The organism is Mammaliicoccus sp. F-M27 (assembly GCF_022387115.1).
Classification (GTDB): Bacteria; Bacillota; Bacilli; order Staphylococcales; family Staphylococcaceae; genus Mammaliicoccus; species Mammaliicoccus vitulinus.
In genome coordinates this window covers 35,240-55,929 of record NZ_JAJNIE010000007.1, presented here as the reverse complement: position 1 = coordinate 55,929, position 20,690 = coordinate 35,240, and the positions used below count along the sequence as shown (strand labels likewise).

The 20,690-nt window shown below is 30.7% G+C and carries 23 protein-coding genes; 8 read left to right on the top strand and 15 right to left on the bottom strand.

All coding sequences use genetic code 11. The annotated features are described in order from the left end of the window. Positions 1–17 precede the first annotated feature (17 nt). The 4 genes from agrC to LQ598_RS13895 all read left to right on the top strand — a co-directional run bounded on the left by agrC (position 18) and on the right by LQ598_RS13895 (position 3,331). Positions 18–1,346 carry a quorum-sensing sensor histidine kinase AgrC gene (gene agrC, locus LQ598_RS08425; protein WP_107556913.1) on the top strand — a complete coding sequence of 443 codons (1,329 nt, stop codon included), beginning with the start codon at positions 18–20 and terminating at the stop codon, positions 1,344–1,346. Continuing rightward, positions 1,343–2,059 carry a quorum-sensing response regulator AgrA gene (gene agrA, locus LQ598_RS08420; RefSeq protein WP_016912305.1) on the top strand — a complete coding sequence of 239 codons (717 nt, stop codon included), beginning with the start codon at positions 1,343–1,345 and terminating at the stop codon, positions 2,057–2,059. The genes agrC and agrA overlap by 4 nt, the downstream gene beginning before the upstream one ends. A 573-nt stretch (positions 2,060–2,632) precedes the next feature. Beyond that, positions 2,633–2,944: a hypothetical protein gene (locus LQ598_RS08415; RefSeq protein WP_239745417.1), complete on the top strand. Its 312-nt coding sequence runs from the start codon at positions 2,633–2,635 to the stop codon at positions 2,942–2,944. A 60-nt stretch (positions 2,945–3,004) separates the two neighbouring features. Beyond that, positions 3,005–3,331 carry an LPXTG cell wall anchor domain-containing protein gene (locus LQ598_RS13895; protein WP_345773318.1) on the top strand — a complete coding sequence of 109 codons (327 nt, stop codon included), beginning with the start codon at positions 3,005–3,007 and terminating at the stop codon, positions 3,329–3,331. Here the strand turns inward: LQ598_RS13895 and LQ598_RS08405 are convergent. Then, positions 3,300–3,887: a hypothetical protein gene (locus tag LQ598_RS08405; RefSeq protein WP_107559413.1), complete on the bottom strand. Its 588-nt coding sequence runs from the start codon at positions 3,885–3,887 to the stop codon at positions 3,300–3,302. The genes LQ598_RS13895 and LQ598_RS08405 overlap by 32 nt on opposite strands. A 70-nt stretch (positions 3,888–3,957) precedes the next feature. Continuing rightward, the gene (locus LQ598_RS08400; RefSeq protein WP_049320466.1) at positions 3,958–4,125 is read right to left on the bottom strand and encodes a hypothetical protein; all 168 of its coding nucleotides are present in this window, start codon (positions 4,123–4,125) and stop codon (positions 3,958–3,960) included. A 247-nt stretch (positions 4,126–4,372) separates the two neighbouring features. On the opposite strand from LQ598_RS08400, the gene LQ598_RS08395 reads away from it, so the two are divergent. Beyond that, the gene (locus tag LQ598_RS08395; protein WP_107559414.1) at positions 4,373–5,344 is read left to right on the top strand and encodes a bile acid:sodium symporter family protein; all 972 of its coding nucleotides are present in this window, start codon (positions 4,373–4,375) and stop codon (positions 5,342–5,344) included. Between the two features lie 348 nt (positions 5,345–5,692). Continuing rightward, positions 5,693–6,730 (top strand): C45 family autoproteolytic acyltransferase/hydrolase, encoded by a 1,038-nt coding sequence (locus LQ598_RS08390; protein ID WP_016912300.1) that lies wholly within the window; start codon positions 5,693–5,695, stop codon positions 6,728–6,730. A gap of 277 nt (positions 6,731–7,007) precedes the next feature. Here the strand turns inward: LQ598_RS08390 and LQ598_RS08385 are convergent, their stop codons facing one another. Continuing rightward, a complete protein-coding gene (locus tag LQ598_RS08385; RefSeq protein WP_107559415.1) occupies positions 7,008–7,847 on the bottom strand; it encodes a DUF4097 family beta strand repeat-containing protein in 840 nt (279 codons plus the stop codon). Next, complete coding sequence (locus LQ598_RS08380) at positions 7,847–8,392, bottom strand: HAAS signaling domain-containing protein (protein WP_016913176.1); 546 nt, start codon at positions 8,390–8,392, stop codon at positions 7,847–7,849. The genes LQ598_RS08385 and LQ598_RS08380 overlap by 1 nt, the downstream gene beginning before the upstream one ends. Positions 8,393–8,548: 156 nt before the next feature. Between LQ598_RS08380 and LQ598_RS08375 the strand changes: the two genes are divergently transcribed. Continuing rightward, positions 8,549–9,586 (top strand): S66 family peptidase, encoded by a 1,038-nt coding sequence (locus tag LQ598_RS08375; RefSeq protein WP_107559416.1) that lies wholly within the window; start codon positions 8,549–8,551, stop codon positions 9,584–9,586. Positions 9,587–9,666: 80 nt separating this feature from the next. Further along, positions 9,667–10,218, top strand: a complete 552-nt coding sequence (locus LQ598_RS08370) for a thioredoxin family protein (protein WP_107559418.1) — start codon at positions 9,667–9,669, stop codon at positions 10,216–10,218. 940 nt (positions 10,219–11,158) lie between these two features. Here the strand turns inward: LQ598_RS08370 and LQ598_RS08365 are convergent. The 11 genes from LQ598_RS08365 to pmtR all read right to left on the bottom strand — a co-directional run bounded on the left by LQ598_RS08365 (position 11,159) and on the right by pmtR (position 20,606). Then, positions 11,159–12,517, bottom strand: coding sequence for a gluconate:H+ symporter (locus tag LQ598_RS08365; RefSeq protein WP_016912247.1), 1,359 nt, complete (start codon positions 12,515–12,517; stop codon positions 11,159–11,161). 12 nt (positions 12,518–12,529) lie between these two features. Beyond that, on the bottom strand, positions 12,530–14,065 hold the full coding sequence (gene gntK / locus LQ598_RS08360; protein WP_107559417.1) for a gluconokinase: 1,536 nt from the start codon (positions 14,063–14,065) through the stop codon (positions 12,530–12,532). A gap of 9 nt (positions 14,066–14,074) precedes the next feature. Continuing rightward, positions 14,075–14,782, bottom strand: coding sequence for a GntR family transcriptional regulator (locus LQ598_RS08355; RefSeq protein WP_107536984.1), 708 nt, complete (start codon positions 14,780–14,782; stop codon positions 14,075–14,077). A 131-nt stretch (positions 14,783–14,913) separates the two neighbouring features. After that, entirely contained in the window at positions 14,914–16,104 is a 1,191-nt protein-coding gene (locus tag LQ598_RS08350; protein ID WP_103323140.1) for an amidohydrolase, read from the bottom strand. A 47-nt stretch (positions 16,105–16,151) separates the two neighbouring features. Continuing rightward, the gene (locus LQ598_RS08345) at positions 16,152–16,355 is read right to left on the bottom strand and encodes a hypothetical protein (protein ID WP_016912251.1); all 204 of its coding nucleotides are present in this window, start codon (positions 16,353–16,355) and stop codon (positions 16,152–16,154) included. A 62-nt stretch (positions 16,356–16,417) separates the two neighbouring features. Beyond that, positions 16,418–17,146 carry an ABC transporter permease subunit gene (locus LQ598_RS08340; RefSeq protein ID WP_016912252.1) on the bottom strand — a complete coding sequence of 243 codons (729 nt, stop codon included), beginning with the start codon at positions 17,144–17,146 and terminating at the stop codon, positions 16,418–16,420. Then, entirely contained in the window at positions 17,146–18,015 is an 870-nt protein-coding gene (gene pmtC / locus LQ598_RS08335; protein ID WP_107557194.1) for a phenol-soluble modulin export ABC transporter ATP-binding protein PmtC, read from the bottom strand. The genes LQ598_RS08340 and pmtC overlap by 1 nt, the downstream gene beginning before the upstream one ends. Positions 18,016–18,032: 17 nt before the next feature. Continuing rightward, a complete protein-coding gene (gene pmtB / locus LQ598_RS08330) occupies positions 18,033–18,698 on the bottom strand; it encodes a phenol-soluble modulin export ABC transporter permease subunit PmtB (RefSeq protein ID WP_107557193.1) in 666 nt (221 codons plus the stop codon). Continuing rightward, positions 18,695–19,351 carry an ABC-2 transporter permease gene (locus LQ598_RS08325; protein ID WP_016912255.1) on the bottom strand — a complete coding sequence of 219 codons (657 nt, stop codon included), beginning with the start codon at positions 19,349–19,351 and terminating at the stop codon, positions 18,695–18,697. Before LQ598_RS08325 ends, pmtB begins: the two co-directional genes overlap by 4 nt. Beyond that, complete coding sequence (pmtA, locus tag LQ598_RS08320) at positions 19,352–20,227, bottom strand: phenol-soluble modulin export ABC transporter ATP-binding protein PmtA (RefSeq protein WP_016912256.1); 876 nt, start codon at positions 20,225–20,227, stop codon at positions 19,352–19,354. It lies immediately after the preceding gene. Position 20,228: 1 nt separating this feature from the next. Then, on the bottom strand, positions 20,229–20,606 hold the full coding sequence (gene pmtR / locus LQ598_RS08315) for a PSM export ABC transporter transcriptional regulator PmtR (RefSeq protein WP_016912257.1): 378 nt from the start codon (positions 20,604–20,606) through the stop codon (positions 20,229–20,231). Positions 20,607–20,690 lie beyond the last annotated feature (84 nt).

Below are 20,690 nucleotides of genomic sequence, written 5' to 3'. Positions count from 1 at the left end.
TTAAGGAAGTGTAATATATGGACTCGCTTTCTAATTTAGAATCTTTACCTTTTGGATTATTACAAGTATTATTATTTACTATATTACTAGCTATAACACAAAATTATCGATACAACAAAAGGGATTATGGTGCCTTAATTATAGGCTTCATAATCCCTTCACTTACTTTTTATTATATATTTGGTGTTGGATCCATTCTATATGTTTGTCTTTTTTATTTTGTGTTCTTTTATAGAAAATTTAAACTACTCGGTGTAATTAATACTTTAATAGTTATTATTATTTCAGTCGTATCTGATTACTCATCTATATTAATAACGAATTTTATCTTAAATGGTAAAGATAATTACATACCATTTTTTATAATTTATAGTATTATGCATATATTAATATCTATAACTTTAGCTGTTTTGATAAGACTATTGATGAATAGACTTAAACTCAGTTATTTATATAATAACCGTATTTATTTACTTTTATTAGCTGCATTTTTAGCAGTTTCATTTATGGTCTTTTATGTTTACATGCCTAAATCATATAATACAGAAAAAGAGTTTGAATTTCAGACATTATTTTATGTGATTTATGTTAGTGTCGCTGCTATTTTTATCATTTTAATTTCCATTACGGTTATTCGTGAAATGGCATTGCAACGGACTAAAAAGGAAATTAATCAATATTATAAATACACTTTGCAGATTGAAAAAATCAACAATGAAATGCGTAAGTTTCGTCATGATTATGTAAATATTTTAGCAACTTTATCTGAGTATATAAGAGAAGATGACATGAATGGACTAAGAACATATTTTGATCAAAATATCGCCCACCTACATGATGATATGAAATTAAACGCGATTAAAATTAATGGTCTTCAAAATTTACATGTGAGAGAAATTAAAGGTTTATTAACTACGAAAATTATCCAATCTCAAGAACAGAATATCAATATTAGTATTGAGGTTACTGAACAGATTGATCATATAAATATGAACATTGTTGAACTGAGTCGTTGTATTGGAATTATTATGGATAATGCGATTGAAGCTTCTGAGTTTGTAGACAACCCTACAATTCAAATTGCTTTTATTAAAAATGATGAGTCAGTACTACTTGTGTTCATGAATAAATGTTCTAAAGATACTCCAAAAGTACATAAGTTATTTGAAAACCATTATTCTACTAAAGGTCGTAAACGTGGTATTGGTTTAACGACATTGAAAGAAATCACTGAGAAAACTGATCATGTTTTCTTAGACACATTTATTAATGATCAATACTTTATTCAAAAGCTTGAAATTTTAAATGATCGCACTAATGATCGTACTGAGGAAGTGATTCGATGAAAATCATCATTTGTGAAGATGACCCTAAACAACTAGAGCGGATGCAAAAGATTATAAATAATTATATTATGATCGAAGAAAAAGAAATGTCGATTGAACTTGCTACGAATGATCCATATGAATTATTAGATCATGTCAAAACAGCAAACGATATAGGATGTTACTTTTTAGACATTCAATTAGATGCAGATATAAATGGTATTACGTTAGCAAGTGAAATACGTAAATATGACCCTATTGGTAATATCATTTTTGTTACAAGTCATAGTGAACTAACATATTTAACTTTCGTTTATAAAGTTGCAGCAATGGATTTCATCTTTAAAGATGATCCAGATCAATTAAAGATGCGAGTATTAGATTGTTTAGACACTGCTTATATTCGACTTGGTATGTTATCTAAAAATACTAACGTCGAGAAGATAGAATTAACAAGAGGCAGTAATTCAGTATATGTGCAATACGACGATGTGATGTTTTTTGAATCATCTTCAAAATCACATAGACTAATCGCCCATCTTGACAATAGGCAAATTGAATTTTATGGTAGTTTGAAAAATTTATCTAATTTGGATGATAGATTTTTCAGATGTCATAATAGTTATGTTATTAATCGTAATAATGTGAATAACATTGATACGAAAGATCGAACAGTTCATTTTAATAACGGTGAACACTGTTATGCGTCAGTTAGAAATATTAAAAAGATTTAATATTGAATAAAAAACAGAGAGAACTTTTATGATATAAAAGTTCTCTCTGTTTTTCTATGTTACTTATGATTTAAAGTATTTCTTGATTACAACTTGCACATTTAATATGTGACTCCCCTTTTATATTATGCTTTTTATTTGAGCCATTCAAAACAGCTGCTATTCATATCAAAAAAATTTTAGACTGCATTTATATAGGTAGGTTTTAGTTAAAATTAAAATCTTATAAAAAAAGTATAAAATAATACTGGAATATTAAGGAGAGTTATGGCATAATATATTTACCCAATGATCGTTGGTAATAACGAGAAAGGAGGACATAATGAAGATTTTTTCATTCTTCTTTTATAGTATTGTTTGTCTTGTAGCTACCACACTCAATGCGCCTAACAATGTATACGCAAGTAATAATACAATACCCATTGGTTTCAATTTTTTACTGCAAGCAACATACCTATACCTAACGAAACGTTTCAACTTCAGTTAGATAATGAAGTTAAATATTTAACAACTAGGTCAGATGGGTTAGCTTTTATTGAAATACCAAGCAAGAATATTAAAACGCAATATACTTTGACTACTTCAAATCAACAGACTTTTACTGTTGAGCCTAATAAGTTATATCAATTAACTTCTTCTGATAACCAACTTCGTAATACACCTACTATAAATAATCAGAGTATCACGATCGATGTACTTTCCAAAACTTATCAACCTTTAAGTAACATAGAAGTTAAACTGTTAGCACAGAACCAAGAATTTATTGGTAAAACTAACAATGATGGTACAACTACAATCAACATTCCTTCAAATATTCCTAAAGATACTAAATTCAATGTAACTATTAATGGAATAGACACTCATTCAACTATTTCAATAGGATAGGATAAATATTACACATTTAATTCCGACAACAAATCAGTCTCACCTTTTATACAAGATTCTATGCAACACACACAATTAGACAATAACCAACAGAATCAACAAACCCAAGCTAATACTCTAAATAATTCTAATAACATGAATAGTAATCAAAGTAATTCACAGACTTATCAAATATCAGTAGTTAAAGATTTCTTAGTTCCTGATTCCAACCATTCTATTCAAAATAATAATAAAGAAAAAAAGCCCAGCTCAGAAACAAAATCTCTTCCTGAAACTGGACAAACATCCTCACATTACTTCACATATATTATGAGTGCATTACTCATATGTATCACTTCATTGATATTTTTTATAATTAGGAAAAAGAAGTCTCAGAATCATAATTAGCATTTGAAACGATTATACCTTTCTTAACTTTTAGAATTTCCCCATGGTAACTAATACCATTTAGCCCCTCGAAATATTTGTGGCCAACTATATCAACCATTGCCTGGGATAGCAATGAGTTTAAACAATAAGTTTTCCTCGAGTCCCACACTTCCAGTCGAAATAATCGTTTGAGAATGTTACTAAATCCTATTTGAGATCCAAGAGTAATCCAAACATCGGGAGAATCTGCTATAAACTTTTCAACATATTTTTTAGTAGAGCCTACATTATTCTTCCATATGACAACATTAACATACACATCTGAATGCTTATACTCGTACCAAGTATGTTCTATCAAAGTCTTTAAATGAAATGCAGTGTTAATCATTTCTTCTTCATTGCTCGTTCCAATTGTTATAGATTTTAAAAATGGCTGATCATATTCTATTGCTTCAATTAATGCATGAAGCTCTCTATCACTAGGTACCTTTAACCTTCGTGATAACTTCTCTAATTGATTGGTCTTATCGTAATCTAACCTCGGAGATATTAACACATTGCTTTCATAATGCAAAATAAATAACCTCCTAATATTTTTTTAAAAAAGGGAGCAATCACATAAAAATAGTGATTGCTCCTTTATTTTAATTATTAGATTCGATTTCAGATACAATTTCTTTAGTCTTTTGTTCTAATTCTTCAAAATCTTTTTTAAATACAAATGCTAAGACAGCAATACCTGCCCCAACAGCAACTGTTGTTATAGCAATTAAGATGAAAAAGAATTTGAAAATCCCTTTAATACAATCCATTGAAGTCACCTCTATCATCATTTTCTACCTCTTATATCATAACATAATATTCAAAATACATAAAAGATATTACGCTCATTCTATAAGATATATCGTTATTTGTGTTCTTTATATAGTATAAAATAACTCATTAAATGTATCAATTCTTTTTTAAAAAGTTAAACAAACAATTATTTTGATAAAGATATTGAAAACTTTTTGTATTATTGTTAATATTCAGATTATTATACTATTGGAAGGTGCATATATGAGTAATATAAAGAAATTCAGTCAATTCATTAATAAAACATTTGTCCTTTGGATGCTAGTAGCAGCCATATTAGGATTTAGCTTTCCAAATATCATTGCTCAAGTAGCACCTTATATTCCTTATTTATTAGGAATTGTAATGTTTGGTATGGGCATGACCATTTCTACAAATGATTTTAAAGAAGTATTTAAATCACCTAAAAGTGTTTTGATTGGTGTGATACTGCAATATACGATTATGCCTATAACGGCATATTTAATAGCAAAAGGATTTAATTTAAGCCCGGATATCGCATTAGGCGTAATTTTAGTTGGTTGTTGCCCTGGTGGTACTGCTTCTAACGTTATCAGTTACCTAGCTAAAGCCAATACGGCATTGTCAGTCTCTATTACAACCGTATCTACATTATTAGCACCAATTGTGACACCTAGCTTAATATATTTATTTGCTAGAGAGTGGTTACAAGTATCATTTGCTTCAATGTTTATATCAGTCGTACAAGTCGTACTGATCCCTATTATTTTAGGTTTTATCGTTCAAAGATTTTTCAAACCTGTTGCTGAAAAATCGGTAGACATACTACCTATTATTTCAGTAGTTTCAATTTCATTAATACTTTCAAGTGTAGTAGCTGGAAACAAAGTCCAAATTATTGAAACAGGTTTGATTATGTTTGCTGTCGTCTTACTGCATAATATAAGTGGCTTAACAATCGGATATTTATTAGCCAAAATATTTAAATTAAATAGACCTGATAAACGCGCAATTTCAATAGAAGTCGGAATGCAGAACTCTGGACTTGCAGTTTCTCTTGCTACTGCCCACTTTAATCCATTGTCAGCCGTTCCAGGTGCTATATTTAGCTTTATCCATTTATTAACTGGACCTACTATCGCAATTATATGGTCAAACCAAACAAAGCGAACGAAACGTAAACATCATTATTCAACTGCAACAGATCAAGTATAAATAAGAAGAGCATCACACCTATTAACGGGTATGATGCTCTTTTTATTTCAAAAATATATATTCTAGATGTTTTATGAGCGCAATTTATTACATTAATTTATCTTCGATACCACTCTTGCCAAATTTTTTTCATGTAAATATATCCTTGATTCCACATTATACATACCCCCTTCTCACATTTTGCGTGAGATAATCGGTAAACTAAATATAACATGGTAAAAAATTACATAGGTTAAGGCATTATTACAATCTGTTTAACATCATATTTCCTATCTTAATATTCTTAATATGATATACGTGACAAAATGTCATTTTTCAATCAAAATAAGTATATTAGGAGTGATAACGTTGCAACAAGTTGATATGCAGACATTTGAATTTAGAGGAAATCATTATGACTATGGCGTTGCCCAAGCTAAATGGTTACAATCTACTAAAATGTTAGAGAATAGAGAAAACGAATGGAAAATTAGAAGACCTCGTTTTGATATAGATATAGAAGAAACGAAGAAGATTTATCAAAAATTCGCACCTCAAATTTGGGACGAACTTATGGGGATACAAGATACATTAAAGTTTCCGCTCGAAAGAATCTTATTAAATTACGGTCATTACAGAGTGTATGCTAAAGATAGTGGTTGTTCTATATTTTTAGGGAATGATTACATGGTTAGAAATTATGATTATAATCCTGCCACTTATGACGGTCGATTTAGTTTGTTTCAACCAAATGATGGAGGTTATGCACAAATTGGACCGACATCTAGAGTTACAGGAAGAATGGATGGCATGAATGAACATGGTTTAGCCATGGGTTACAATTTTATGCATAGAAAAAAACCTGGAGACGGCTTTGTATGTTATATGATTGGAAGGCTTATATTAGAAACGTGTAAAGATATTGAAGAAGCAGTAGCTTTATTGAAAGAAATTCCTCACCGTAGTTCTTTTAGTTACATTTTAATGGATAAGCATAATAGAAGAATAACAGTAGAGGCTACTCCTAGAGATGTCGTCACAAAAAATAATAATTTGTGTACGAATCATTTTGAAGTGTTAACACATGAGAATAGAAACTACATTAAAGAATCGATAGAAAGATACTCTAGAATTGATCATATTACTCATGAGAATATGTCATTAGAACATGCTTTTCGTTATTTTAATGATCCTCAATATGAAATTTATAGTAAACTTTTTAAAAGTTGGTCAGGTACGATTCATACATCTGCTTATATACCTGAACAATTACAAATGAAAATTGCTCTAGGAGAAAATGGGACAATTCATACATTTAATTTCAAAGATTGGCTAGATGGTAAGTCATTACATTTAAGTACGATATCAGGACAAATAGATACAGATATAGAATTTGCCAGTGAATAAAGAGCAATGCTCTAGCAACCACTTTTATCTTAGTTATTAAAGGAACATGCACCTTGAAAGAAGATGTTACATCATTCCCTTTCTCAAAATAAATCACCCAATCCGTTGGATTCATTTTCGGATTGGGTGATTTTTATATTTCTGATTTTGAAAGTGCATGCTTGCCTGGGGGTATGGCTCGAGCCTGTAGTCTCTCACTCATACTATTCCCCCGGGCGTCCGCACTTTACAAAATCATTACAATTTAGATATTTATGTCCTTGCTTCTTTCATTACATTATTTAATTGTAATATCTCCATTATCAGTATAACTCTCAATCACATGCTTACCATTACCTACTTTTTCACCATTAAAAGCTTTATTCTTAATTTTTGTTTTGCCTGATTCGGCTTGTAATTGTAGCAAAGTGTTTTTAGGTGGTTGTTCATAAGAAATTGAAATGTTCCCATCTTCTGTTGATGATTTAATATCACATTCATTTTTCAGCTGGCTAATATTTATATCGCCTAAGGATGTAATCATTTCACTATTAATGAGACTACTCTTATTGATTCGTATATTACCCGTTTCAATTCCCCCATTAAATTCTGTGAGTTTAGAATTTTTAACTTTAACACTTCCTAAACTCGTGATAGCTTTAGCATGTTTTAAATTAACATTATCATAAGATATGTTTCCGGTATCGGTAATCATATTACTATTGTTACTGCTCACATCTTTAATGGAGATATTTCCAGTATTCGTAGAAATATTAAACGATTGATAATTTTTCTCTGGTAATGTAATGACTAAATGGTTAATCGTTTTTCTATATGGAATAAAATTAGCATTGAACTGATATTTACTATCACGTTCTGTAAAATGAAGTAAATTATTTTCAATACTAGCATTTACTTCTTGCTTACCAGTGTATTTGATTCCTAAATATTTCCCCTTTTTCACTTCAACATTTGTATTTTGTCCGTTGACAATGATTTGCTCTACTTGATTATTTTTAAAAACTTTCTCATACGTTTCTTGCTTCTCGAATTTATTATTAACTGTGAACCAAAGTATTGTCCCAATTAAGCCAAATATTAAGAAGACGCTTAAACCTGTTAAAAATAACTTTTTCATTATTCAGCACGCCTCCTAATGACTTTTACACACCATTTTAAATATTTCAAAATTCCTTTATAGCATAGTTCTATTAATTTCAATCCGGTTATAAGCAACATTAATCCTAAACCTAAAAATGATATTGAAAATATAATATTCGTTATATCAATCCAATAGAACCCGTGCACAAAGATATTTATAATACTGACTATAGGTCCTAACATCATTAAAGCACCTACAACGACAACAATTAACAGTATAAAAGCAATGATTAAAAACGGTATGATAATAAAGAATATATTAAAAAAGCTTAAACCTAAAGTGGCCATAATCGCTTGAAAAACATTTTTAAAATTAGGCGATAATTCTGCATCTTGAATGGCACTTGTTGCATAAACTTTTTTAGCAATAACTTTAGGTTCACCTAATTCATGAATTAATTCTTTTTCATTGTGAGCTTCAAAAAATTTCGTTTCATATTCATACATTATTTTATCTCGTTCAACTTTAGGCAAACGAGATAATTCATCCTCAAGGTAATTAAGGAAGGTTATTTTATCCATGAAACATGCCCCTTCTATTATGATATTAACCTTACTTTCATTAATATATTACCATTCTTTTTACAAACAACATCATATTATCATCTGAAATATTTGATTTCAAGTTATATCAGTATGCTATACTAATTCCAATATACAAATAAGGGGGTATTTGGAATGGAAAGATTAATCAAACCAAGCAAACTTTCTAAAGGTGACACTGTAGCAATTGTTTCGCCTTCATCAGGTTATGCAGGTGAAGAAGAAGTGCTTTGGAGAACAGAAGTTGGTATTCAGCGATTAAAGGAAGTATTCGGCTTAAAGGTAAAAGTTATGCCTCATGCACTTAAAGGATCAGACTTCACATATAATCATCCAGAAAAACGTGTAGATGATTTACATCAAGCACTTGAAGATCCAGAAGTAAAAGCCATTATTTGTACTTTAGGCGGTGATGATTCTGTAAGGTTATGGCCATACATAGACTTAAATATTATAAGAAATAATCCTAAAATATTTAGTGGTTATTCTGATACTACTGCCCTTCACTTTATGTTTTATCAAGCTGGTATCTCAAGTTTCTATGGCCCGCTACTTTTAACTGATTTTGCTGAAAATGTTTCTATGGATGATTACACGGTTCAATCTATTAATCAAACTTGGTTCCAAAATGGGCCTGTTGGTAATGTGCCTGCTTCACCACAAATCCGAAAATACGGTTTAAAGTGGGACGAGAAAAATAAGCATATTAATCGAGAATCATTTGATAGCAACGGATATGAAATTTTAAATGGTAAAGGTAAAGCAACAGGACATTTAATTGGTGGCTGCATGGAGCTGTTTCATTCATTAAAAGCTACGGATGTATTCCCAGATAAAGATGTCTTCGAAGGTGCAATATTGTTCATCGAAACTGCTGAAGTACATGCACCACCATGGTTAATGGAAGACTATGTCCGAGCATTCGGTTCAATGGGTATCTTTGACAAAATAAATGGCGTAATTATCGGTCGTCCACAAGATGATGTTTATTATGAAGAATACAAAGAAGTTTGGGTTAAAATGTTAAAAGAATGGAACCAAGAAGATATGCCGGTCTTTTATAACGCAAGTTTCGGTCATAACGAACCAAAATGCATTATACCTTATGGCGCACAAGCAGAATTAGATGTTGATCATAAAACATTTAAAATAATTGATAACGCTGTTAATTAAATATTTCTTCAAGTTTAGTTCTTTGCGAATTATTTCAGAATTGTTATAATATTGAGTATATAAAAGGGGGATTTATGACTATGACTAAGTTAGTTACATATTATGAACAAGCACAACCAATTAAAGAATACGTTAACGAAATGACAACAAATAAAGATCAATTATTAGATATATATCAATCTTTTCAATTACCTAAAAATGATGAACGTTTAGATAAAATTAAAGGTAAAAATTACAAAGTACTTGTCATTACTGAAGATTGGTGTGGAGATGCAATGATGAACATACCAGTATTATTAAACATTGCTGACTATGCCAATATTGAAGTGAAAGTGTTTCACCGAGATGAAGATACAAACCTTATCGATCAGTACTTAACAAACGGTACAGCTCGATCAATACCTATTTTTGTATTTTTAAATGAAAACCACGAACAAGAACACGTTTGGGGACCTAGAGCTATAAGTGTTCAAAAACATGTAGAAATATTACGTAAAGACTTACCTAGTAAAGATGATTCAACATACGCTGAAAAAGAAAAAGAAGTTCATCATCAAATACACGAAGCATACCAAAACAACACACAATTTTGGGACGATGTTTACGAATCAATCGTAAGTTCAATCGCATAAACTATTTGAGGCTGAGACATAAATGTCCAAAACTATAATGATTTTGTAAAGTGCATGCTTGCCTAGGGGTATGGCTCGAGCCTGTAGTCTCTCACTCATACTATTCCCCCGGGCGTCAGCACTTTACAAAATCAGCAATATAAAAACACCCAATCCGAAAATAATTCCAACGGATTGGGTGTTTTATTTTAAGTTAGGATTTATGTCCTAAACTCAAATATTATATTAGTTATATATGTATACTACCCTATTACTCATAGTAACATCTCTCACCATCCCCATGGATCGATGAGTTTATTTTACTTTATTTTTATAAAACTTAAAAATCTATGTTACTAAAGTTAACACGTAAAAATCTGCAAGTGAAAAGCGCTCGTCCGGGAATTAACGAGCGCTTTTCGGGGAAGGGTTATTAATTAAGGAAACATGTATTTTTATAAAGCCGGGAAACCTTATAAAAATAGCTTGAATCATTATATGATCCATTTCAACGTTACAATTACAGATAACTATCTAAACACGTTCTACACAAAGTCATTTACAATCATGAAAAACATATACGAAATAGTTTTGAGGAATTGAATGTATTGTGCTTCGTGATGTGTTATCTATGACTAAAGTATATCAGCACTGTAGGATTTTTTGTGTATTCCTTCTTAACTCAAATGTTTAATTTCTTAAGTGTATTTATAACCAGTTATTTTAACAGTTAGGAATGCCTAACTGTTAAAGACATTGTTGAATTCAACTTTGTATTATTGCTAGAACGGTGTTTTTCAACGAACTAGAAATACTATTTGCTCATACCCCTAGGCAAGCATGTACTTTACTAAATCAGCAATATAAAAATCACCCAATCCAAAAGTGTATCTCACGGATTGGGTGATTTATTTTGAGAAAGAGAATGATATCCCAGATTCTCTTTCATTATTCTTTCCTTTTATACAAACAAACTAATGAATAGTATGAAAATGATACCTGATACTGAAATGACTGTTTCTAGTAGTGTCCATGATAAGAATGTTTCTTTCATTGTTAATCCGAAATATTCTTTAAACATCCAGAAACCAGCATCGTTTACGTGAGATGCAATAACACTACCTGCACCTGTTGCTAAAACAACTAAAGCAAGGTTAACATCTGATGCTTCTAATAGAGGCATTACAATACCTACAGTTGAAATAGCAGCAACAGTTGCCGAACCAAGTGCCAATCTTAATACTGCTGCAACAATCCAAGCAAGTAATATTGGTGACATTGCTGTTCCCGTAAATAATTCTTCTACAGTTTTACCTACACCACCATCTATTAAGATTTGTTTGAAGGCACCGCCACCACCAATGATCAATAACATCATACCAATTGGATAAATAGCGTTTGTTAACGTGTCCATTACATCTGTAATTTTATGTCCTCTTTTAACACCCATTGAATAGATGGCAAACAATACTGAAATTAACATTGCCGTACCCGCTTCACCTAAGAAACTAATAAATCCTAAAATGCCTGATGGATTCTCTGGTGAACCTGTTAATAAATCTACAACAGTTGAAATAAGCATGATAAATACTGGTAATAAAGCTGTTAATGCTGAAATTGCAAAACCAGGTGTATCTTCTATTTTAAATGATTTTTGTTTTCCTAGAGAAGCTAAATCTCCTGATTTCGAAAATGCTTCTGGGATAACTTTCCTAGCGAATTTAGTAAAGATTGGACCAGCAATAATTGTAACGGGTATAGCTACAATAAACCCGAATAATAGTACTTGACCAATGTCTGCTCCATATTCTTTAGCAATCATTACCGGACCTGGATGTGGTGGTAAAAAGCCATGTGTGACTGATAATGCTGCTGTCATAGGAATACCTAAGAATAATGTAGATACTTTTGATTCTTTAGCTATTGTAAATACGATTGGAATTAATAAGACTAATCCTACTTCAAAGAATAAAGCGATACCGATAATAAATGATGCAGTGACAACTGCCCATTGAATACGCTTTTGACCAAATTTATCAATAAGTGTGTGAGCAATTCTCGTTGCACCACCACCATCTGCTAATAACTTACCTAACATCGCCCCTAAACCAAATATTAAAGCGATATGACCAAGCGTAGATCCCATACCTGTTTCAATTGTGGCAATAACTTTACTCAATGGCATTCCTAACATAATACCTGTTACGATTGCCGTAATAATTAACGATACAAAAGTGTTAAGTTTTAACCACATAATTAAACCTAATAATAATACAATCGCTACTGCTACTATTAATAATGGTGCAATTTCTGTAAACATATTAACATCTCCTTATGAATGTGTTGCTTGAAATTCTGAAATTAAATCGTATTCTTCAGTTAATTTACGACTTAAATTGATATAAATTGGTATAAGTGATTGATAAATATCAACATTTTCTTGATTTGGTTCATGTTGATATGTTTTACCTACCATATCATTTAATACTTCAAAATCTTCTATTTCCCCTAATGCTTTTAACCCTAATACACAAGCACCTAAGCAAGAACTTTCATAACTTTCAGGTACTTCAACTGAAGTATCAAAAATATCTGCCATCATCTGTCTCCATACTTCACTTTTAGCAAATCCCCCAGTCGCCTTAATTTGTTCTGGTGATTTATCCATCACTTCAACTAAAGCAAGGTATACTGTATATAAGTTAAGAAGAACGCCTTCTAATGCTGCACGAATCATATGTTCTTTTTTATGAGATAACGTTAAACCGAAATAACTACCTCTCGCATTTGCATTCCATAATGGTGCACGTTCCCCGGCTAGATAAGGATGGAATATTAAGCCGTTAGCACCAGGTTTAACTCTGCTCGCAATTTTAGTTAATACGTCATAAGAATCCACACCTAAACGTTTAGCCGTTTCTACTTCACTTGCTAACAACTCATCTCTTAACCATCTTAAGACAACTCCGCCGTTATTGACCGGTCCGCCGATACAATAATGATCTTCCGTTAATACGTAACAAAATATTCTACCTTTATCATCTGTCTTTGGTTTGTCGATAATTGTTCTTATCGCACCACTTGTACCGATCGTTACGGCAACTTCACCTTCTCGATAACTATTTACGCCTAGGTTGGAAAGGACACCGTCAGAAGCACCTATAACGATTGGTGTATTTTCACTTATGCCCATAAAATCTGCATATTTTTTGTTAATATTTTTCATAATATGCGTAGTAGATACGAGATTAGGTAATTTAGATTCATCAATACCAAGTAAAGACATGACTTCTTTATCCCAACTTAATGATTCTAAATTCATCATACCTGTTGCAGAACCTATAGAATGATCCATCACGTACTCTTCAAATAACTGATAGAATACATAAGATTTAATATCAATCCATTTTTTAGTTTGGTTGTATATATCTTCATGCTCATGTTTTAACCAATAAATTTTCGATAGTGGTGACATCGGATGTATAGGTGTACCGGTTCTTTTATAAATTTCTATACCATTATGTTGCTCATTAATCATATCTGCATATCCTCTTGCTCTATTATCAGCCCATGTTATACATTCCGTTAAAGGTTGATTGTCTTTATCCATAGCGATTAAACTGTGCATTGCGCTACTAAAACTTAACAATTTAATATCTTTTGCCTCTGCACCCGTTTCTCTAATGACTTTTTTTACTGTAAATAGCACTGCATCAAAAATCTCTGCTGGATTCTCTTCAGCAACTCCAATTTCAGGTGTAGACATTGGATATTCTATACTATGTTTATTTAAAAAGTTTCCTGCTTCATCATATATAACAGCTTTAGTACTCGTCGTACCGATATCTATACCAATCATGTATTTCATTATAAAATCCTACTTTCTTTCTATATTTGTTTGTGAATTCCATAGCACATCTATTTGTTCATCTACATCATCAAAGTTTAAGTGGAAAGCTTCTTTCATCTTATTTCTATCTTTCGTTTCTATAGCTTCATTATAAACTTGATGATTATGAATAACTCTTTCGAAATCTTCTGGTTCATTCTGCATTCTTTGTCTCATCGATACTAGAATTAAACATTCCATCACTGGCGTTAAGTTGTACCATATCATTTCAATATATTGATGATTAATTGCTGTAATCATCGATTCATGAAATTGTAAATCCAACCTTGTAAATTCATCCGCATCTTTAAATTCAACTGCTACTGTCATCATTTTCAAGATTTTATTGAGTTGTTTAATAACTTCGATATTATTTTCTAGTTGCAGTCTTTCAAAGACGAATGACTCTAGCATCAATCTTATATCGTATATTTCTGTTTGATTTGTATTTGATAAGCCAGTGACGATAGCTCCCATTCTCTCAAGAGAAATGAGTCCATCTTGTTGAAGTAATTTAAGTGCATCTCTAACTGGCGATCGACTGACTTCAAACTGTTGAGCAATTTTGTTTTCGCTTAATTTTTCACCTTCTGCTATTTCTTTACTTATAATAGCTAACCTCAGTTCACTCGCCACTTGCTCTCCTGTTGAACGATGTTTTAACCAGTCACTTGGATAATGATAATGATGCTTCATAAAATACCTCCAAACCTTTCGTATACTTGTATACAAGTTATTGTAAACGTTTTCTGAAGTTTTGTAAACGGTTTCTGTTAAATTTTTTATAAAAAAACACACTAACGTTTTGTTAGTGTGTCATGCTCATACTATTCTATAGATAATCTATTTAGAACTACTTCCCCTAATGCTTTACTTGCTGTTAATAAAGCATCTTCATTAACGATAAATTTAGGGCTATGGTTATAAAAAGCTTCATCAACACCATAGGGTTTGCAACCTATAAAGAAAAATGTTCCTGGAATTTTTTCCAAATAGCTCGCAAAGTCTTCAGAACTCGTAAGTTGCTCATGTTCTTTTAATGATTCAAAATAGTCTCCTTGACTTGTTGCTAAAATATCAACTAAATAATCAGTTTGCTTATAGTGATTGATTAAAGGAATGCAATCTAATTCATAGTTAAACTCACATTTAATATTAAATGTTTCTTCTAATCCTTCTATTAACTGCACGATTTCATCATGTATTTGATGACCGATGCGACTTTCCATATATCTTACATCACCAGCTAATTCAACACTCTCTTGAATAACATTTAAAGATCCTAAACCATTAAACGAACTAATTGTAACGACACCCATATCAAACGGATTTAATCTTCTAGAAACGACAGTTTGTACATTCGTTACAAAAGTACTTGCAGCCATGATCGCATCATTCGCTAAATGTGGACTAGAACCATGTCCACCTTTACCTATTACTTTTAAATGGAATAATGAACGTCCTCCCATTGTAGGACCTTTTCTATATGAAATGACGTCTGGCGTGTAGTCTGGAAATAAGTGTATGCCATAAATTTCATCAACATCATTTAAGTATCCCGAATTTAACATATCAATTGCTCCGCCTGGTGCTAATTCTTCAGCGTGCTGATGTATAATCACTACTTTTCCTGGCAAATGATCCTTTAACTCTATTAAACTCTCGGCAAGCACCATTAAATAAGCAGTATGTGCATCGTGACCACATGCATGCATCCATCCATCATGTTTAGAGGAAAATGACAAACCGGTATCTTCACTAATATTTAATGCATCAAAATCTGCTCTAAGCGCAATTGTTCTACCTGGTAGGCTTCCTTCTATTTCTACAATTAATCCATAATTTCCACCAATACGTTTATGTATGACAACATCTTTGTCATTATAAAAAGATTCAATATATTGAGACGTTTTCGCTTCATTAAATGATGGCTCTGGATATTGATGTAAATATTTATAATGATTAATCATATCCTGTTCTTTTTGTTCTAACTTTTTAAATAATAAACTACGTAACATATATTCACCCCAATTTCATAAAAAGTAACTACTACACAACGTAGCAGTTACTTTTTATCTTGTTCGTTTTTAGTTTTGTCTGGATGCTCATCTACTTTATCTTCTTTTTCAAATTTAGCTAAAATTGCTGTAAGGAAAAATCCTAATCCTGCACCAATCATTAATGATTGAGGTGTACCTTCGAAAAAGAAACTCCCGATAATACACAGTATCCCAATTATAATATAATATTTAACAAATTTTTTACCCAAAAAATATCCCTCATTCATATATCTAATATGTTAAATTTAACATAGAAATGAGGGATAAACCATTATATATTCTTATTTCTTATAATGAAATGATTAATAGCTGTAAAAATAGCTATACAAGCAATTGAAATCCAAATTTGAGATGCTTTCATTGATAACAAACCTTGGTTTAAAATTTTCGGTAAGAAATCTAATGGGTTATATTGCATCATTTTCGCTAAATCTTCGCCTATTTCTGGAATAAATATAAATGCATCAAATATAGTAGGCAAGAAAATAATACATAGTATCGTTGCCGTATAAACAATTGCTGATTTACCAGTCAATAAATTTAATATATTTAATAACGTCACATAAAATAGCATGATTAAAATGAATTCACCGAACATTTTTAGAAAATCAGAAGCACTTAAATTTCCTGCATCTATCATAGATGTAGATAACAATGTAAAGAGCGTTCCTAAAATAGTAAATACCACTACGATACCAATCGCAGATATCAACTTAGCATATAAATACTTTATTCTATTTGTTCTTGAATTTAAAAACAATTGAATCGTACCGTATTGCATGTCACGTACAATTGTTCTTATAGCGAACATGAGCATTACGAGTCCACCAAATACGAAGAACATTACCATAACGACTTCAGCAGTAAAAGGTCCATCCAATGTTTTAACTGAAAGAATGATACCTAGACCAGGAAGTATTGAAATTAAAAAACCTAAATATCCTAAAGGACTTCTAAATATTCTAGTTAAGTCATATTTCACAAGTTGTCCAATATTCATTATGCTTCAACTCCTTTATTGATATTAAAGTATTGATCTCTAAGCGTTGTTTTATTATTTTTAATAAACTTAGGATAAACTTGTTTTTCGCTAAGATGTTTTAGTACATTTTGATAATCTTGCAATGCCTCTACAGAAATGACGCCTTCTTGCTTATTGCTCGTTACGACTTTATAGTTCATTGTTAACACATTAAGTGCTTCATTATAATCTTTATGATCAAATGTAAACTTCGTCACATCTGTTGACTCATCTTTCATATTATAATCTTCAACAATAGAGCCATCTTTCATAAACACTGTTCGATCACATATGAGCTCGATATCTTCTAATTTATGACTCGATATTAAGACTTTAATATTTAATTCTTTGCTCACGCGTTCCAAAGTTTTTAAGACGTCAATTGAACCGTCTGGATCCATACCATTCGTTGGTTCGTCTAAGATTAAATACTGTGGTTTATTCATTAAAGCAACTGCTATAGATAACTTTTGTTTCATACCCATTGAATACTTTTTAACTTTTTTATGAATATACGGCTTAATGCCAAACGATTCTATTAGTTGATTAATATATTGATCATCTACTTGTGTACCTAAAACATTTCTAAAAAAGTTTAAATTATAATAACCCGTTTTATTCAAATATAGTTTAGGATTTTCTATTAAATAACCAACTTTAGCATTACTTTCTTTTTTAAAAGAACCATCATATTTTACGATATTCTCATTCATAATTTTCATTAATGTTGTTTTACCAACTCCATTTTTACCGATTAAACCAACAATTTGGCTTTCTCCGAATTCAAAATCGATATTTTTTAATACGTGTTGCTTTCCATAATATTTCTGTATTTGATTTAATTCCATAATGCTTCACCTCTTTTTTAAATTGTAATCGTATTTTTTTGAGCTTTTCTAATCGCTATTACATAAGTCACTATAAACAAAATAATAGAGAAACTTAAATAAATCGTCATATCATGTTTTGCAAATACTGTTGTATGAATTGAGAACCAACTCAATACATAATCGATATATTGAACTAAATTTGGAATAATAGCACCTACTATAATCATCCAAAATATAAGTGGAATTCTCAACAATCTTTTATATTCTCCAAATGGTAATATCAAACTAATCGTTAACAAATTACTTGCGATATTAAAAAACATACCATAAACATCATACGTTAGTTCTATTCCGCTTCCTTTAAATAATAAAGCGATTGCTGATAATAGTGCTAGCGTAATTTGTATTAATAAGATTAATATTAATGCCGTTAAATAATGTGTGTTGATCACCGTGGATTGTTTTACAGGTAAACTTAAAAATGTATACTCTGAATGATTCTTATTAATCCTTATAAAAAGATAATAAGATGAAACTAAGAAAACAACATGAAGGGTCAAGACTAACATACTTAAAATAGCAATTTTAAAAAAGTTCTCCATTGGCAGTACAATTAACACCGATGACATTAAAATAATGACTAATAATGTATATAAGTATGGTTTTAATAAAATTAAGTTTCGATATAATATTGCTTTCATGATATACCTCCATAAATCGTGACATTGTCTTGCTTCGCTTTATGGATAGCTTTGTTGAACTGAATAATCCAAGTAATCACAGCAAACGTGAATAATATTGATGGTGTGAAATATAAAAATATTTTCCAACCTAAAACGTCTGAAAATGGATATGAACGATTCGAATAAATACTAAAATATAACATTGTAAACATGCCGTACATAGCTGATATTATCCATGCGCCTAATTGATTATTATTAATTTGAGTAAGCACTGGATATACAATGCTTAATGTAAATAAATTGGTAGCTACAATAAATATCGCAGCTTGTAAAAATATTGTATCGTGTTTAAATATTGCTATAATAATGATCATTATAAAGGAAATGACCGTCAGCATTAAATTGTATAAATAATGTGCTTTTACGATGTCGATTTTAGAAACTGGCAAACTATTATAAAAAATTTGGCTGCTTTGTTTATTTAATAATATTGCTTGATTAATACAGTGAACTGAAACAATTGCAACAAAATATATAGGAACAAAATTTAAAATTGCATTATTTTCATATAAAAATGTGAAATGAGTAAGTAACGTCAATATAAAGCACGTTAAATATAATAAGTAGTATCCTTTTTCATACTGAAAATTCCGATAAAAAATTGCTTTCATTTAAACCACTTCCCTATCGAATTGGTCTTTTTCAATCCTCACCATGATATCTTCAATAGAAGGTGTTTCGACAACAATTTCATTTCCAAATAATTCAACAAATACTGAGCTTTCTTTCGTTAATCCTGAAAAGCCAGTTTTCGTTTCTTTTACACTTATTAACAATTCCCTTAATTCATCATCTAGTATAGATTGATCACCTTTAACAATTTTATAATTTTCCGTTAGATATTCTACACTTTCATTAATAACGATTGAACCGTTTTTTAAGTAAACAATATAATCAGCAATTTTTTCTAAATCTGAAATAATATGTGTTGAGAAAAAGACTGTTTTTTCTTCATTAATTAATTCTTTTTGTAAAATTTCTAGAACTTCATTTCTAACTACTGGATCTAATCCTGACGTTGGTTCGTCTAATATATACAGTTCTGCATGATGACTTAATGCAATAGCTAAAGAAAGTTTCATCTTCATTCCTGTAGAAAATTGCTTAATCTTTTGTTTATAAGTTAATTGAAATTGATGAATGTAATTTTGAAATTTTTCATGATCCCAATTTTTATAATATTTACTTACGACTGATTCTATTGTTTTGATGTTCCAATTTTCATACATATATAGTTCGGAGTAGACAAAACCAATTTTGTTTTTAATTTCAACTGGATTAGCTGCTAAATGTTCTCCGAGTATTTTTAAATCGCCACTTTGTTCTTTAAGTAAGCCCATTAGAATGCGAATTGTCGTAGTCTTACCAGAACCATTAGCACCTATAAAGCCCGTAACATAACCTTTTTTCACTTCGAAACTAACATCTTCTAGGTTTAGATTTTTAGTACGATACTTTAAATTTTTAACGTCTATTGCATTATCCATTTTATTCACCTTCCTCATAAATCAAAGTAATGATTTCATTTATTTCTTTAGCATCCATTCCTATCAATTTAGCTTGTTTAGTTAACTCTTTAGCTAAATCTTCAATAACGATGAACTGTTTTTCTTTCATAATAGATGGATCTTGTGATTTTACAAACGTCCCTTTTCCTCTAATCGTTGTGACGAATTGTTCTTGTTCTAAATCAACATAAGCTCGTTTAGTCGTAATTAAACTTACGCCTAAATCGCTTGCTAGCTCTCTCATGGAAGGCAATGAAGCACCAGGTTCGATCTTACCTTGAAGGATATGAGCTTTAATTTGTTCTTTAATTTGCTCATATATTGGCCGATTGCTATTATTTTGTAAAAGAATCTTCATGTTAAACCTCCCTCTTTCAATGTGTGTATAAACAGTATATACACTATATACACAGTTGTCAATAAACCAATTAGTATACCCATT